This is a genomic window from Acetobacter farinalis (assembly GCF_011516935.1).
GTDB classification, from domain to species: domain Bacteria; phylum Pseudomonadota; class Alphaproteobacteria; order Acetobacterales; family Acetobacteraceae; genus Acetobacter; species Acetobacter farinalis.
The window spans coordinates 163,957-179,473 of sequence record NZ_WOTF01000004.1 but is presented as its reverse complement, the minus strand read 5'-3'; the positions used below and the strand labels follow the sequence as shown (position 1 = coordinate 179,473).

The window sequence follows — 15,517 nt, the reverse complement described above, 5'->3', positions numbered from 1 at the left end:
TTTTCCCAGACGACAAGGTGACTTCACTCCGATATGGCCGTTTCGCCGCACGATTATGACGCCCCGCCCCCCGTCACGCGTACAGTGCGCGTAACGGGAGAAGATCTCCGTGCGCGTGCCCATCGGGACCAGATGCATGTCAGGCTGCTGGGCGTTGCAGGCGGGTTCTGCCTGATTTTTACAGTTGTCGCCATCAAGCTTTCCATCGCAACTGTTCTGCACCCCATGGCTCCGGAAAAGCGGCAGATTGCCTCGCAGATCCCGGAAATCCCGAAAATTGACCCCAAGGGCAGTCTGGCGGGAGATTTCTCCCTGCCGCAGGTGCACCGCGCCTCCATTATAGACCGCAATGGCCAGACGCTGGCGCTCTCCCTGCCGGTGGCGCAGGTCTATGCCAACCCGCAGGAACTGATTGACCCACAGGATGTCACCAAAAAACTCAAAACAGTCCTGAAAGATCTGAACGAAGAAGAAACCACCCGCAGGCTCTCCCTGCCCAAGCAGTTTGTGTATATCGCCCGCAATATTACCCCGCAGCAGGAACTGGCCATCAACAGTATGGGCATTCCGGGCATCTATTTTGAACCGGGCGAGCGCCGTCACTACCCGCTGGGCAACATGGCAGCACAGATCATGGGCACCGTGGATATTGATGACCACGGCGTGGCGGGTGTTGAGCGGTTTTTTGACAAACGCCTGATGAGTGACCACCACGCACTGCGCCTTTCGCTGGACGTGCGTGTGCAGTCCGTGGTGCGGGACGAACTGGCAACCGCCATGAGCACCTTTCAGGCCATCGGGGCCTGCGCGATTGTAATGGATGTGCGCACGGGCGAAGTGATCGCCATGGTCAGCCTGCCTGATTATGACGCGAACGAATTTTCCCACGCCTCGAATGATGCCCGCTTCAACCGCGCCGTAACGGGGCTGTACGAACCCGGTTCAACCTTCAAGCTGCAAACCGCCGCTATGGGGCTTGAAACCGGCACCATTCATATCTGGGACCGGTTTTCTTCCATTCCCATCCATATCGGCCGCTTCACCATTTCGGATATGAAGAGTGACCACTTCGCACCGTGGATGACCCTGCCGGAAGTGATGGCCTACTCCTCCAACCCGGCAGCGGCCCATATCGCGCTGGATGTCGGCGGCAAGCGGCAGGCGGAATGGTTCCACGACATGGGCTTTTTTGCTCCCGTGCCGATTGAACTGCCCGAAGCCGCACGCCCTCTGGTTCCGCATCAGTGGGGTATTTCCACCACCATGACTGTCGGCTTCGGGCACGGGATGGCGGAACCTCCGCTCTCCATCGTCCGTGGCACGGCAGCCACCGTCAATGGCGGGATCCTGATCACCCCGACCCTGCTTGAGAGAGAAGACGCCGCAACCGCAGCACCGCAGGAAGCCGCTCTTTCTCAGGGTGTGCAGACGGCCGCTCTGGAGCAGGCGGAAACCGACACAGGCAGCGCCAAAGCAGACAGCAGCAGTGATGCCCTGCCCACGCCGCAAGGGCCGCGCGTTCTGTCTGAAAAGGTCTCCGCTCTACTGCGCCGCCTGCTGCGTCTGGACGTTACCAGCGGCACGGGGCGCACGGCTGAATCCCCCGGCTATTTTGTTGGCGGGAAAACCGGCACGGCGGAAAAAATCGGTCCGCATGGCGGCTACCTGAAGCATGTGAACATCTCGGCCTTTACAGGCATTTTCCCGATGAACGCACCGCGCTACGCGGTGTATGTCATGCTGGACAGCCCAAAGCCCACACCGCAGACACACGGCTGGACCACCGCAGGCTGGAACGCCGCGCCAACTGTTTCCAAAATTGTCTCGCGTATCGGGCCGATGCTGCAAATCTTCCCTGATACAGCCCATGCCGCGCAGATTGATGCGAGCATGGCCATCCCCATGCATCCGGCTGTGCCGCGTGGCGTGCGCCCGCTTGGCCCGGGGAATGACCCCGGAGACCCGCGCAAGGCCGAAGCCGAACACCGCGCCGCCAAAGCCGCGGAACGCAAGGCACTGGCGGACCAGAAAGCCGCGCTGAAAGCTGCCCAGAAAAAACAGGCTCAGGAAGTGATGGACGAATGACCACCCGCCTTTCCACCCTTCTCCAGACTGTAAACCTTGCCGCGGCCGGGGGGCAGGATAATCCGGTTATCACCGCCATCACGTCAGACAGCCGCGCTGTAAAACCCGACACGCTCTTTGTTGCCCTGCCCGGCACCAAAGTGGATGGCCGGAGCTTTATTGCCGCCGCCGTGCAGAATGGAGCCGCCGCCGTGCTGGCTCCTGCTGGCACCGTCTGGCCCGAACAGGTGCCCGCCCGCCCGCTGGTGCCTGCTGAAAACCCCCGCCATGTTCTGGCGGTTCTGGCAACAGCTCTGGCTGGCCGCCAGCCTGACTGCCTCGTGGCCATTACCGGCACCAATGGCAAAACCAGCACGACGGATTTCCTCCGCCAGCTCTGGGCGCTGCAGGGCTTCAAAGCCGCTGGCGTGGGCACACTCGGCCTGACTGGCGTGACTGACCCGCGCATCACCATGCCCTCCCTCACCACGCCGGACCCTGTGGCGCTGGCCAACGGGCTGGCCGCACTGGCGCAGGCCGGGGTGGAGCATGTGGCGCTGGAAGCCTCCTCCCACGGGCTGGAGCAGGGGCGGCTGGATGGGCTGCACTTTTCCGCCGCCGGGTTTACCAATCTCACGCGGGACCATCTGGACTATCACGGCACGCTGGACGCCTACCGCTCCGCCAAGCTGAAACTGTTCGAAACCGTTCTGCCCGAAGGCGCACTGGCTGCCGCCAATGCGGATATGGAGGCTGAGACACTCTCGGCCCTTCAAGCCATTGCCGCACGGCGCGGGCTGACCCTGCGCCTGACAGGCGAGCGCGGCACCACCCTGCGCCTGCTGCGCCACACGCCGCTGCCTGCCGGGCAGGAACTGGAGCTGGATGTCTGCGGCCACCGCCAGACCGTCACGCTGGCGCTGCCGGGCCGTTTCCAGACTGATAACGCCCTTCTGGCTCTAGCCCTTGCCGCGCCGGACGACGCCGCCCTGCTGGATATGGTCTCACTGCTGCCGCAGTTGCACGGTGTGCGCGGGCGCATGGAACGCGCCGTGGTGCTGCCCAACGGTGCCAGCGCCTATGTGGATTACGCCCACACGCCCGATGCGCTTGCCCGCCTGCTCGCCTCCCTCCGCCCGCATGCCCACGGCAAGCTGGTGGTGGTTTTCGGCGCGGGCGGTGATCGCGACCGGGGGAAACGCCCCCTTATGGCGCAGGAAGCCGCACGCGGGGCGGACATTGCCATTATTACGGATGACAACCCCCGGACAGAAAATGCCGCCGCCATCCGTGCGGAAGTACGCACAGGCGCACCGGATGCACTTGAAATTGGCGGACGCAGGCAGGCTATTGCCGAAGCCCTGAGCCTGCTCGGCCCGGATGACGTGCTGGTTGTTGCCGGTAAAGGGCACGAGCAGGGGCAGATTATCGGCACGGAAGTCCATCCGTTTGATGATGCCGCCGTGCTGCGCGAACTCGCCGGAGCCGGAACACAGGCGGGCTCCGGGCACCCGGCACCGCACACCCCAGCACAGGCAGACCGGGCATGACGGCACTCTGGACACGAGATGAACTGGAAGCCGCCACAGGCGGCACATTTGCAGGAGCCTGCACGCCGGTTGTCACGGGTATTTCCATTGATACCCGGACCCTCGCGCCCGGTGATCTGTTCGTCGCCCTGAAGGGGGACAACAGCGACGGCCATGCCCACATCACCACGGCGCTCGAAAAAGGGGCCGCCGCAGTGCTGGTGCATGAGACTGCGGGATGCACGGACCCGCGCCTGCTTGTGGTGGCTGATACGCTGAAGGGGCTACAGGACCTCGCCCGTGCCGCGCGCGCCCGCTTTACCGGAAAAATGGTGGCCGTAACCGGCAGCGTGGGAAAAACCACCACAAAGGATATGCTGCGCCTGTGCCTTGGGGCTCTTGGCCCCACCCATGCGGCGGAAGCCTCTTACAACAATCACTGGGGTGTTCCGCTGACACTGGCGCGCCTGCCGCGTGACGCCGCTTTCTGTGTCAGTGAAATCGGGATGAACCATCCGGGAGAAATCCTGCCACTGGCCCGCATGGTCCGTCCGGATATTGCCGTGATCACCACCATCGGGTCCGCACATCTGGGCTACATGGGCAGTCTAGACGCCATTGCGCAGGAAAAGGCCGAGCTGATTACCGCCCTGCCCACCGGCGGGGTGGCCATTGTGCCGGATGATGCCCACGGCCAGCCCTTTTTTACCGCTGCCGCCCGGCAAGCCAACGCAACCCTGTGGCATACCGGCCTGAAGCGCGACAGTTTTGTGCATCTCTCCGGGCTGAGCACGGTTGATGGGGGTAGCCACTTTACCGCCCATGCCGGCAGCCGCTCCGTGCCTGTCACGCTGCACGCACCGGGCACCCATCTGGCGCGCAATGCGCTGACAGCTCTGGCGGTTTGCGCTGCGCTGGGTGGGGATCTGAACAGTGCGGCTCAGGCACTGGCCAGCTTCCGCCCCGGCAAGGGGCGTGGCGCGCTGGCCCTGATTGCGGGCGGGGCTGTTACCCTGCTGGATGAAAGTTATAATGCCTCCTCCGCCTCCATCCGCGCGGCGCTGGATGTACTCCGTCATCTCCCGGCCACGCGCCGTATTGCCGTTCTGGGCGATATGCGTGAACTGGGAGATTTTTCCACCTCCGAGCATCAGGCTCTGGCCCAGCCAGCCGCCGAAAGTGCCGATCTTGTTTTCTGTTGCGGACCCCATATGAAATCCCTTTTTGAAGCCCTGCCGAAAACGGCGCAGGGCGCCTGGGCGCAAGACGCCGCCACTCTGGCTCCTCTGGTCTGCGCGGCGCTGCGCAAGGGGGATGCCGTTCTGGTCAAGGGAAGTCTGGGCAGCCGGATGCGGGATGTCATTGCGGCCCTGAACGGCCTGAGCGCGGTGGAGCCTGCCTGATGCTCTATTTTCTGATCTCACACCCGCTGACAGACGCGCATATCCCGCTGCTCAACCTGCTGCGTTACATCACCTTCCGGGCCGGGGGGGCATTTTTTACCGCACTTGCCATCAGCCTCGCGCTCGGCCGCCCGCTGATAGCCATGCTGCGGCGCATCCAGCGCGGGGGCCAGCCCATCCGCGCGCTTGGGCCGGAACGGCATCTTCTGGAAAAAAGCGGCACCCCCACCATGGGCGGCGTGCTGATTCTGGCAGCGCTTTTCGGGTCCACCCTCCTGTGGGGTGATCTTGAAAACGGGTTTGTGTGGGCTGTCATGCTCACCACTCTGGCGTTCGGCGCTGTGGGCTTTGCGGATGATTATCGCAAGCTGGCCCGCCGCAACACGGATGGTGTTTCCAAACGGATGCGGCTGGGCTGTGAGTTTTCGGCGTCCCTGCTGTGTGGCTGGTTCCTGCAGAGCATGATGCCGGCGGATCTGGCCAACCAGCTCGCCTTTCCCTTCGTGAAAGACCTGCTGCTGCCGCTGGGGATTGCTTTCCCCCTGTTTGCCATGATCACCATCACCGGCTTTGGCAATGCGGTGAATTTCACAGACGGGCTGGACGGGCTGGCCATTGTGCCCGTGGTGATTGCCGCTCTGGTTTTTGCCATTCTCACCTATATTGTGGGGAACCATGTGTTCGCGGATTATCTTCAGGTCCATGCCGTGCCCGGCACGGGGGAACTGGCGGTTTTCTGCGCGGCACTGGTCGGGGCGGGCCTTGGGTTCCTGTGGTTCAATGCGCCTCCGGCCTCGGTGTTCATGGGCGATACCGGCTCCCTCTCTCTGGGGGGCGCGCTGGGTGCGCTGGCTGTGGCCATCAAGCATGAGCTGGTTCTGTGCATTGTCGGCGGCCTGTTCGTGGTGGAAACCCTGTCCGTCGTGATTCAGGTTTTCTGGTACAAACGCACCGGGCGACGTGTCTTCCTGATGGCCCCCATCCATCATCATTTTGAGAAAAAGGGCTGGGCCGAACCCAAAATCGTCATCCGCTTCTGGATTATTTCCGTCATTCTGGGGATGTGTGGTCTGGCCACACTGAAACTGAGATGAGCAGCTTCCCCTCAACCCTCTTCGCAGGGCAGCGTTTTGCGGTGCTCGGGCTGGGCCGGAACGGCCTGCCCGCCGTGTGCGCTCTGGCACGCGGCGGTGCCACGGTTCAGGCGTGGGATGATGGCGAGGCCGCGCGAGCGGCACTCGCCAAAGCTGTTACCACGCTCCCGCCGGAAGCCGCGGCCCGCATTAGCTGCGCGCCCTTCACGGATCTGGCCGGGACCGATGGCCTCGTGCTCTCCCCCGGCATTCCCCATCTGCTGCCCAGCCCGCACCCGGTGGCGGTCATGGCACGCGAGGCCGGTGTTCCCATCCTCTCCGATGCGGAACTGCTCTACCGCGCTGTAAGGAAGGCAGGCAGCAAGGCCCGGTTTGTCGGCATTACCGGCACCAATGGCAAATCCACCACCACCACGCTGCTGGCCCATGTGCTGGCGGAAGCCGGTGTGCCTGTTGCCGCCGGGGGCAACCTTGGCCCTGCGGCGCTCGCGCTGCCCTTGCTGCCGGATAATGGTGTGTATGTGCTGGAAATGTCCTCCTACATGCTGGAGCGACTGGACACGCTGCGGTTTGATGCCGCCTGCCTGCTCAACCTGACACCGGACCATCTGGACCGCCACGCAGGCATGGAGGGCTATGCCCGCGCCAAAACCCGCGTATTTACAGGCCAGACCGCGCAGGATCTGGCCGTGATCGGCACGGATGATCCGTGGTGCCAGGATATCGCCAGAACTCTTCAGGCAGGCCCCGCGCACTGCCTGACCATTTCCGGCACCAATCCAGCGTGTGACGTTTATGGGCAGACCGATGCCTCGGGCACCGGCATCTGGCAGGCGGGCCGTTGCCTTGCCCATTCGGGGCCTTCCCTGCCCGGCAGCCATAATGCGGAAAATGCCGCGGCGGTGTGTGCCATGGCAGGTTTTCTGGGCGTGCCGGATGCCGTGCTGGCGGCGGCCATCCTCTCCTTCCCCGGCCTGCCACACAGGCAGAAACTGGTGGCGCAGCACGCGGGCGTGGCATTTATTGATGACAGCAAAGCCACCAATGCCGATGCCTCTGCCCGCGCCCTCGGCTGCTATGACAGGCTGATCTGGATTGCAGGCGGGATGGCAAAAGAAGGGGGCATTGCCTCGCTCGCGCCCTATTTTCCCCGCATTATCCATGCGTTCCTGATCGGGCGGGATGCTCCGCAACTGGCTGAAACGCTCACGGCGCACGGCGTGCCGTTCACGTGCTCCGGCACGCTGGAAGAGGCTGTGCCCGCGGCGTATGACGCGGCGCGGAATACAGGCACACCTGTTGTGCTGCTTTCTCCCGCCTGCGCAAGTTTTGACCAGTTTTCCGGGTTTGAAGCCCGTGGCCTGCGCTTTCTGGAACTGGCTCGTACGGTAACGGAACAGCCGCAAACCGGAACTGGAAAGGCTGACTGATGGCAGGCTCCCGCATTGATGACTCCCCGTTTGGGCGCTGGTGGCGGAATGTGGATCGCACAACGCTGATCTGTGCGTTCATCCTGATTGGCTTCGGCTATATCCTGATGCTCGCCGCAAGTCCGGCTGTTGCCGTGCGTATTGGCGCATCCCGCAACATGTTCATTTTCAAACAGGTGATGTTCCTCAGTGTCGCGGGGTTGATTGTGGTGGGCGTTTCCATGCTCTCCCGCAAGGCGGTGCTCAGGCTCTCCCTGCTGGGTGGCGCGCTCATGCTCGGGGCCACGGCGCTCACGCTGGTGCATGGCATTGAAATCAAAGGGGCGCGGCGGTGGATCGCCCTGCCGCTGATGTCCCTCCAGCCTTCCGAATTTCTCAAGCCGTGCTTTGCCGTGGTGACGGGCTGGCTGCTCACGCAGCGCCGCATCTCCCGCTATTTTCCGGGCATGTTGCTGGCCTTTGGGCTGTTTGGCGTCATTCTGATGCTGCTGAAGTCCCAGCCGGATATCGGCATGCTCACAGTTATCACCACCGTGTTCATGACCCAGCTTTTTGTGGATGGGCTGAACCTCATTCTGGTGGGTGTGGGTGTTGCCGGTATGATTGGCGCGGGTATTTCCGCCTTCCTTCTGTTCCCGCACGTGCGCTCCCGCGTGGAGCGCTTCCTGCACCCCAACGTGGGGGACCATTACCAGATTGATACCGCCCTGCGGGCCTTCGGCAATGGCGGGCTGACGGGCCGTGGCCCCGGTGAGGGCCGCGTGAAGGACCTGCTGCCTGACGCTCACGCGGACTTCGTGTTTGCTGTGGCGGGAGAGGAATACGGCCTGATTGTCTGCCTGCTCATCATCTGCGTTTTTGGTGTGATTGTGGTGCGCACCCTGCTGCGGCTGATCCGTGAGGATGACCCGTTCGTTGTGATTTCCACCGCCGGGCTGGTCACGGGTTTCGGGCTTCAGGCCTTTGTGAACATGGCATCCACCTTGCATCTCATCCCCACCAAGGGCATGACGCTGCCTTTCATCTCCTATGGCGGGTCTTCCGCCATGTCCGTGGCTCTGGCCATCGGCATGGTGCTGGCCCTGACACGACACCAGCCGGGTGAACGCTCTCCACGCGGAGAAAGCATGATGAACACCCTCAGACAGTGGCGGCCCGTATGACCAGACGCACGATTGTCATTGCCGCAGGCGGCACCGGCGGACATTTCTTTCCGGCTGAGGCTCTGGCCGATGCTCTGGAAGCGCGCGGCCATCAGCTTGTCCTGATGACAGACGCCCGTGCGGGTGCCCGCACCACAGGCGTGTTTTCACGCGGCCCGCAGTATGTTCTGCCGGGTGCCGGTGTGGCTGGCCGTGGCCCGGTTCGCGCCCTGAAAGCGGGCCTCACCCTGCTGTGCAGTTCATGGAAAGCCCGCGCCATTCTGCGCACGGTGCGGCCGGATGCCGTGATAGGCTTTGGCGGATACCCCTCCGTGCCGCCCCTGCTGGGCGCGCGCCTGCTCGGCCGCAAGCACCCGGCGCTGATCATTCATGAAGGCAATGCCGTGCTGGGCAAGGCGAACGCCGTGCTCTCCCGCTTTGCGGATGTGATTGCCACCTCCTTCCCCTCCGTGGCCAAACTGCCGCTTGGCGCCCGCACGGCGTTCACCGGCATGCCGGTGCGCCCGGCCATTGCCGCCCTTGCGGGTGAAGGCTGGACTGCTCCGGGGGAGACCTTCTCCCTTCTGGTGTGGGGTGGGTCTCTGGGGGCCAGTGTTTTTGCCAAAGTGGTGCCTGCCGCCCTTGGAAAACTGCCTGAAAATCTGCGTAAGCGCCTGCATGTCACCCAGCAGGCGCGGCAGGATGATGTGGACGCCACGCGCAAGGCCTATGCGGACATGGGCATTACCGCCCGCGTGGAGCCATTTCTGAATGATGTCCCGGCCCTGCTGCAGGGCGCGCATCTGGTTATCGGCCGGGCAGGTGGTTCCTCCGTGGCCGAAATCACCACCGCGGGCCGCCCCTCCATTCTCGTGCCCCTGCCCATTGCCGCGAGTGATGAGCAGAGCGAAAATGCCCGCGCCATCACCACGGCCGGAGCCGGGTGGGTTATCCGCCAGCCGGATTTCACCCCCACCGCTCTGGCTGACCGCCTGACCGACCTCCTTACGGCACCGGAAGAGCTGGCGCATGCAGCGGCCGCCGCAGCCTCACTCGCCCGTCCGGATGCCGCCACCCGCCTGGCCGATATTGTAGAAGAATGTTTGCACCTTTCCCCCTCGCCAGCCTATCCGACACCTCCCAGCCAGACGGAGTTCAGCGTATGAGAGCCCTGCCCCTTTCCATTGGAACCATTCATTTTGTCGGGATTGGTGGCATTGGCATGTCCGGCATTGCCGAGGTGCTCTCCATGCTGGGCTATTCCGTGCAGGGTTCCGACATTGCGGAAAACGCCAATGTCAAACGGCTGCGGGCCGCGGGCATTCCCGTGACCGTGGGGCATGACGCGGAAAATCTGGGGAAAGCTCAGGTTGTTGTTATCTCAACCGCGGTCAGCCGGGATAACCCGGAAGTGGTTGCAGCCCGCAGCCGCCTGATCCCTGTGGTGCGCCGCGCGGAAATGCTTGCCGAGCTGATGCGCCTGCGCTGGTCCGTGGCGGTGGGCGGCACACATGGCAAGACCACCACCACCAGCCTGATTGCCGCCGTGCTGGAAGCCGCGCATCTGGACCCCACCGTGATCAATGGCGGGATTATCGAGGCCTACGGCACCAACACCCGCATGGGCAAGGGAGACTGGATGGTGGCGGAAGCGGATGAGAGCGATGGCTCCTTCCTGCGCCTGCCCTCCGTGATTTCCGTTGTGACGAACATGGACCCCGAACATCTGGACCACTGGGGTTCGGCAGAGGCCATGGAAGCGGCGTATGACCAGTTTGTCTCCAATGTACCGTTCTACGGCTTTGCCGTGCTGTGCATTGATCACCCTGCCGTGCAGCAGATGATCCCCCGCATGTCCGACCACCGGATTGTCACCTACGGGTTCTCTCCACAGGCGGATGTGCGCGCTGAAAAACTGATTACCGACAAAATGGGCGCGACGTTTGAAGTCACCCTGACAGACCGTTCCACCCGCCGCACCCGCAAGGCAGGCCCGTTCCGCCTGCCCATGCTGGGTTCGCACAACGTGCAGAATGCCCTCGCCGCCATTGCCGTGGCGACCGAGATGGATATCAGTGATGATGTCATCCGCTCCGGTCTGGCCGCGTTCCGGGGTGTGAAGCGCCGCTTTACCCGCACAGGGGAAAGCAACGGCGTGACCGTGATTGATGATTACGGCCACCATCCGGTGGAAATTGCAGCCGTGCTGAAAGCCGCGCGGCAGGCCGGGGCGAATAACGTGATTGCGGTTGTGCAGCCGCACCGTTACTCGCGCCTGAAAATGCTGTTCCCGGATTTCTGCACCTGCATGAATGATGCCGATACAGTGGTTGTGGCCGATGTGTACGCCGCGGGCGAACAGCCGGACCCGGACGTCTCGCGCGACAAGCTGATTGAAGGGCTGCGCGAACGCGGGCACCGCTCCGTTGTGCCGCTTTCCAGCCCGGACCATCTGGCTGAAATGATCAATGCCATCGCCAAACCGGGAGATTATGTGGTCTGCCTCGGGGCTGGCACCATTACCAACTGGGCTCAGGCGCTTCCGGCTGAACTCTCTGCCCTGCAGGGCACTTCTGCCAAGGGCGGGCAGGCGGCATGAGCCTCTCCGCCGCGTCTGTTACGGAACTCGTGCGGGAAGCCTTTGCGGAAACCCGTGGCCGCCTGACACCGCAGGCGCCCCTTGGCCCGCGCACCTGGTTCCGTGTGGGCGGAGCCGCCGAATGGCTGTTCCAGCCCGCGGATGCGGAAGATCTTGCCTCGGTCATGCAGCGCCTCTCGCCTGAACTGCCCGTAACCGCGCTGGGGGCCTGCTCGAACGTGATTATCCGTGATGGCGGGCTGGATGGCGTTGTCATCCGGCTGGCGCGCGGGTTTTCAGACATCATAATCGAGGAAGACGGGCTTGTGGTCGGCAGTGCCTGTCTGGACGCCACAGTGGCGGAGTATGCCGCGCAGGCCGGCCTTGGCGGTCTGGAATTTCTGGCGGGCATCCCCGGTTCCATCGGCGGGGCCGTGCGGATGAATGCCGGAGCCTACGGGTCCGACATCGCCGCGGTGCTGGACTGGGCCGAGATCATCACGCGGGATGGCAGCCTGATCCGGCTGGAAGCCGGAGCACTCCGGTTTGGCTATCGTCGCTCCGGCCTGCCGGAAGGCGCGCTGGTCATCCGGGCGCGGTTGCGGGGCACACCGGACGCACCGGCGGAGATTGCCGCCCGGATTGCCGAAATCCGCGCAGCGCGCGAACTCTCCCAGCCCGTGCGCGCCAGAACCGGGGGCTCCACCTTCCGGAACCCGGACCCGGACATCTCGCCCCGCAAGGCGTGGGAACTGATTGATGCGGCAGGCTGCCGCGGCCTGCGGCGCGGAGATGCGCAGGTGAGTGAAAAACACTGCAACTTCCTGATTAATCTGGATCAGGCCACCGCGGCTGACCTTGAAGGGCTGGGGGAGGACGTGCGGCAGCGCGTTGCCCAGCAGTTCGGCGTTGAACTGCACTGGGAAATCAAACGCATGGGCAAGGCAGAAGGAACCCCCGCATGAGCACCGGCAAACGGATTACCGTTCTGATGGGCGGTATTTCTTCCGAACGGGAGGTCAGCCTCTCCTCCGCCGCAGGCGTGGTGGACGCCCTGCGCAGCCTTGGTCATACCGTCAGCACGCTGGATGCCGGGGCTGATCTGGCGGCTCTGGTCACAACCCTGACCGAACAAAAGCCCGATGTGGTGTTCAATGCCCTGCATGGCCGGTTTGGAGAAGACGGCTGCATTCAGGGCGTGCTGGACTGGATCGGCATTCCTTACACGCATTCGGGTGTGCGCGCCTCCGCAACCGCCATGGACAAGGCCGCCGCCCGCGCCGTTTTCCTCTCCGCCGGGCTACCTGTGGCGGAAGGCCGTCTGGTGCCGATTGAAGATCTGGCGGCGGCGGACCCCATGCCTGCTCCCTATGTGGTCAAGCCGGTCAGTGAAGGATCGTCCGTCGGCGTTTCCATTGTGCGGGCTGGCTCCAACACACGGCAGGAGATCCTCAAAAACTGGACCTACGGGCCATATGCCCTTGTGGAAGCTTTTATTCCGGGGAAGGAAATTACGGTCGGCGTGATGGGAGACCGCGCTCTGACGGTCACAGACATCACCCCCACCCCCGGTGCCGGGCATGATTTTTATGATTATGAGGCCAAATACACCAGCGGCGGCTCCAGCCATGTCCTGCCCGCGGCTATTGATGAGGCCGTGAGCCAGCAGGCCTGTGCCGTGGCGGTCGCCGCGCACAAGGCGCTCGGATGCTCCGGGGCCTCACGCTCGGATTTCCGGCTGGATGATACCGGCCCCGGTCCGGCCCGCCTGATCCTGCTGGAAGTAAACACCCAGCCGGGCATGACGGCCACCTCCCTCCTGCCGGAGCAGGCCGCCTATTGTGGCATCAGCTACCCGGAACTCTGTGACTGGCTGGTTGATCAGGCCGCCTGCCGCCAATGAGAATCCCGTCCTCCCCCTCTGATCGTCCGTCACGCTTCGGGCTGTTTGCCCGGAGACAGAAGCGGCTGATCCGCCCGCTGTCCGGCCTGCTGTTTCTGGCGGCGCTGGGGGGAGGAGGCTATCTGTATCTGCAGCAGCCCGGCGCGCAGGAACGCCTTGCCCCACTGCGGGACAAGGTTCTGAGTGCCACTCCGCTGCGGATCACCCAAATTCAGGTTGATGGCGCCCAACTCACCAGTGAGGCCGCCATCCACAAGGCGCTGGGGGTCTCTGTTGGAGATCCGGTTCTGAATTTCAGTGTCTCCGAAGCGCGGGACCGGCTGAACGCGCTGCCCTTTGTTGATCATGTGACGGTGGAACGGCACCTCTCGGGAGACATCAAGGTCACCATTACAGAGCGGCCGCCTTTTGCCGTGTGGCAGCATCAGGGGCATTTCGAGCTGATCGACCGGCAAGGCAAGCGCGTGCCGGATCAGGGCATGACCGGCAAGGATGCCGAGGCCTTTACCAAGCTCCCCTTGGTTGTGGGGGATGGCGCGAACGAGGCGGCCTCCGCCCTGATTGATGCACTGACAAAGGAACCCGCCGTCCGTTCCCATGTGATTGCGGCCGTGCGGGTCAGCAACCGCCGGTGGGATCTGACATTGCGGGATGGCGCGACAGTTCTGCTTCCTGAAGGTGAGGAAACGCCGGCACTCCACCGGCTCAGCCAGTTCGATACGTCCATGCATCTGCTGGACCGCCCTGTGGTGCTGATTGACATGCGCCTGCCCGACCGCCTGACCATTCGGGAAAAGCCGCCACAGCCCCCCGCCCCCCCTGCGGAGACTGACACGGACGCAGCCGCCCCCGGCAGCCACCCCGCACAACCGCACAGCCCGCAACCCGGGGGCTCATCCCCCGCCGCCCGACAGGGAAGCCCTGCATGACCAACCGCACGCGCCCTTCCCTCTCGCTCAATTCCGGGGCTCAGGCCCGCCTGCGCAAAAAGGGTGGCTCCACCAGCACCACATCCGGCCTGCGGATGAGCGGTGGCGAGACCATCCTGCCGCTCCCCCCCTCTGAAGCCAACAAGCGCTCCAATAGCTGGCGCAGCGGATATTCCGCCGTGCTGGATATCGGCTCGACCAAGATCACCTGCCTGATTGGCAAGGGCGAGCCCAATGGCAGCCTGAAGGTGGTCGGGTGCGGCTGGCGGCGCTCCGCCGGGGTGCGTAACGGTGCCATTACAGACCTGCATGCGGCGGAAGCCGCCATCCGCGCCACAGTCGGGCAGGCTGAGCTGATGGCGGAACGCACGATTGACCGCGTGGTGGTCAATCTCTCCTGCGGGCATCCGGCAAGCAGGCTCTTCAACGTGCGCTGGCCGGTTGGCGGCCGCGTGGTGACTGAGGCCGACATCCGCCGCGTGGTAACGGAAGGCCGCGTTCAGGCAACCGTGGACGGGCGGGACGTGGTGCACACCCTGCCGATTGATTTCACGGTGGATGATACAGAAGGCGTTTCGGACCCGCGCGGGCATCTGTGCGAAACCCTGAAGGCCCGCCTGCATATTATTGATGCCGCAGCCACAGCCCTGCTGAACCTTGAAACAGTTCTGAGCCGTGCGGAACTCAAGCTGGAAGCACTCGTCTCCTCCCCCCTCGCTTCCGGCCTGTCCGTGCTGGATGCGGATGAGCGGGAACTGGGCACCACCGTGGTGGAAATGGGGGGCGGCACAACCTCTCTGGCCGTGTTTGGAGAAGGGCAGATCCTGCATACCGCGCAGATCGGTGTGGGCGGGCTGCATGTCACCCGTGATATTGCACGCGGCCTGAGCACCTCTTTGGAAAATGCCGAGCGGCTCAAGACCGTTTACGGAAGCGCCGATCTTTCTTCCGATGTGGAAGACGAAATTTTAACGGTCGAGCTTCTGGGCAATGACGTTCCTCATTTTGAACAGATTTCTCGTGCACAGCTTGGCCGTATCATCCGCCCGCGCATGGAAGAAACGCTGGAGCTGGTCCGTGCGAAGCTGGATGGTGCCGGATTGGGAAATGCCGCCAGCGGCCGCATTGTGCTGACAGGCGGTGCCTCCCTGCTGGATGGCATGCGCCCGCTGGCCGAACGTATTCTGGGGGCTCCGGCTTCCAAAGGTCGCCCCGAAGGCCCGGCGTTCACGCGGTCCGTCCGGCTCGGAAGGCCCAAGCATATCCTCGGGCTTCCGGAAAATACGGCCGCCGCAGCCGGATTTGCCACAGCCGCGGGGCTTCTGTCCTGGGCGGCCAGCGCCGAGCGTCCGTTCGGTGATGTCGAGTTCCGGGAGGCCCTGCCTTCGGGCATGTTACAAAGACTGGTCGCTTTTATTCGTGGCCGGGTTTAGTATACTTAGAGA

At 63.6% G+C, this 15,517-nt stretch carries 12 protein-coding genes; all 12 read left to right on the top strand.

Going from position 1 to position 15,517, the window contains the following annotated elements:
* Positions 1 to 33 precede the first annotated feature (33 nt).
* The 12 genes from GOB82_RS06885 to ftsA are packed head-to-tail and all read left to right on the top strand — an operon-like array spanning position 34 to position 15,505.
* Positions 34 to 2,085: a peptidoglycan D,D-transpeptidase FtsI family protein gene (locus GOB82_RS06885; protein WP_166121459.1), complete on the top strand. Its 2,052-nt coding sequence runs from the start codon at positions 34 to 36 to the stop codon at positions 2,083 to 2,085.
* Entirely contained in the window at positions 2,082 to 3,614 is a 1,533-nt protein-coding gene (locus GOB82_RS06880; protein WP_166121457.1) for a UDP-N-acetylmuramoyl-L-alanyl-D-glutamate--2,6-diaminopimelate ligase, read from the top strand. The genes GOB82_RS06885 and GOB82_RS06880 overlap by 4 nt, the downstream gene beginning before the upstream one ends.
* Positions 3,611 to 4,996 carry a UDP-N-acetylmuramoyl-tripeptide--D-alanyl-D-alanine ligase gene (locus GOB82_RS06875; protein WP_166121455.1) on the top strand — a complete coding sequence of 462 codons (1,386 nt, stop codon included), beginning with the start codon at positions 3,611 to 3,613 and terminating at the stop codon, positions 4,994 to 4,996. Before GOB82_RS06880 ends, GOB82_RS06875 begins: the two co-directional genes overlap by 4 nt.
* The gene (gene mraY / locus GOB82_RS06870; RefSeq protein WP_166121453.1) at positions 4,996 to 6,090 is read left to right on the top strand and encodes a phospho-N-acetylmuramoyl-pentapeptide-transferase; all 1,095 of its coding nucleotides are present in this window, start codon (positions 4,996 to 4,998) and stop codon (positions 6,088 to 6,090) included. The genes GOB82_RS06875 and mraY overlap by 1 nt, the downstream gene beginning before the upstream one ends.
* Entirely contained in the window at positions 6,087 to 7,520 is a 1,434-nt protein-coding gene (murD, locus tag GOB82_RS06865) for a UDP-N-acetylmuramoyl-L-alanine--D-glutamate ligase (protein ID WP_166121451.1), read from the top strand. Before mraY ends, murD begins: the two co-directional genes overlap by 4 nt.
* Positions 7,520 to 8,683, top strand: a complete 1,164-nt coding sequence (locus GOB82_RS06860; protein ID WP_166121449.1) for an FtsW/RodA/SpoVE family cell cycle protein — start codon at positions 7,520 to 7,522, stop codon at positions 8,681 to 8,683. The genes murD and GOB82_RS06860 overlap by 1 nt, the downstream gene beginning before the upstream one ends.
* A complete protein-coding gene (murG, locus tag GOB82_RS06855; RefSeq protein ID WP_166121447.1) occupies positions 8,680 to 9,828 on the top strand; it encodes an undecaprenyldiphospho-muramoylpentapeptide beta-N-acetylglucosaminyltransferase in 1,149 nt (382 codons plus the stop codon). The genes GOB82_RS06860 and murG overlap by 4 nt, the downstream gene beginning before the upstream one ends.
* On the top strand, positions 9,825 to 11,261 hold the full coding sequence (gene murC, locus GOB82_RS06850; RefSeq protein ID WP_166121445.1) for a UDP-N-acetylmuramate--L-alanine ligase: 1,437 nt from the start codon (positions 9,825 to 9,827) through the stop codon (positions 11,259 to 11,261). Before murG ends, murC begins: the two co-directional genes overlap by 4 nt.
* Entirely contained in the window at positions 11,258 to 12,205 is a 948-nt protein-coding gene (murB, locus tag GOB82_RS06845) for a UDP-N-acetylmuramate dehydrogenase (protein ID WP_166121443.1), read from the top strand. The genes murC and murB overlap by 4 nt, the downstream gene beginning before the upstream one ends.
* On the top strand, positions 12,202 to 13,143 hold the full coding sequence (locus tag GOB82_RS06840) for a D-alanine--D-alanine ligase (protein WP_166121441.1): 942 nt from the start codon (positions 12,202 to 12,204) through the stop codon (positions 13,141 to 13,143). Before murB ends, GOB82_RS06840 begins: the two co-directional genes overlap by 4 nt.
* Positions 13,140 to 14,072, top strand: coding sequence for a cell division protein FtsQ/DivIB (locus GOB82_RS06835; RefSeq protein WP_166121439.1), 933 nt, complete (start codon positions 13,140 to 13,142; stop codon positions 14,070 to 14,072). The genes GOB82_RS06840 and GOB82_RS06835 overlap by 4 nt, the downstream gene beginning before the upstream one ends.
* A complete protein-coding gene (gene ftsA / locus GOB82_RS06830) occupies positions 14,069 to 15,505 on the top strand; it encodes a cell division protein FtsA (protein WP_166121437.1) in 1,437 nt (478 codons plus the stop codon). Before GOB82_RS06835 ends, ftsA begins: the two co-directional genes overlap by 4 nt.
* The last annotated feature ends 12 nt before the right edge of the window (positions 15,506 to 15,517 follow it).

Excerpts from the sequence above, each read along its gene's own strand:
- GOB82_RS06885 (WP_166121459.1), top strand. The coding sequence starts at position 34 with ATGGCCGTTTCGCCGCACGATTATGACGCCCCGCCCCCCGTCACGCGT.
- GOB82_RS06880 (WP_166121457.1), top strand. The coding sequence starts at position 2,082 with ATGACCACCCGCCTTTCCACCCTTCTCCAGACTGTAAACCTTGCCGCG.
- GOB82_RS06875 (WP_166121455.1), top strand. The coding sequence starts at position 3,611 with ATGACGGCACTCTGGACACGAGATGAACTGGAAGCCGCCACAGGCGGC.
- mraY (WP_166121453.1), top strand. The coding sequence starts at position 4,996 with ATGCTCTATTTTCTGATCTCACACCCGCTGACAGACGCGCATATCCCG.
- murD (WP_166121451.1), top strand. The coding sequence starts at position 6,087 with ATGAGCAGCTTCCCCTCAACCCTCTTCGCAGGGCAGCGTTTTGCGGTG.
- GOB82_RS06860 (WP_166121449.1), top strand. The coding sequence starts at position 7,520 with ATGGCAGGCTCCCGCATTGATGACTCCCCGTTTGGGCGCTGGTGGCGG.
- murG (WP_166121447.1), top strand. The coding sequence starts at position 8,680 with ATGACCAGACGCACGATTGTCATTGCCGCAGGCGGCACCGGCGGACAT.
- murC (WP_166121445.1), top strand. The coding sequence starts at position 9,825 with ATGAGAGCCCTGCCCCTTTCCATTGGAACCATTCATTTTGTCGGGATT.
- murB (WP_166121443.1), top strand. The coding sequence starts at position 11,258 with ATGAGCCTCTCCGCCGCGTCTGTTACGGAACTCGTGCGGGAAGCCTTT.
- GOB82_RS06840 (WP_166121441.1), top strand. The coding sequence starts at position 12,202 with ATGAGCACCGGCAAACGGATTACCGTTCTGATGGGCGGTATTTCTTCC.
- GOB82_RS06835 (WP_166121439.1), top strand. The coding sequence starts at position 13,140 with ATGAGAATCCCGTCCTCCCCCTCTGATCGTCCGTCACGCTTCGGGCTG.
- ftsA (WP_166121437.1), top strand. The coding sequence starts at position 14,069 with ATGACCAACCGCACGCGCCCTTCCCTCTCGCTCAATTCCGGGGCTCAG.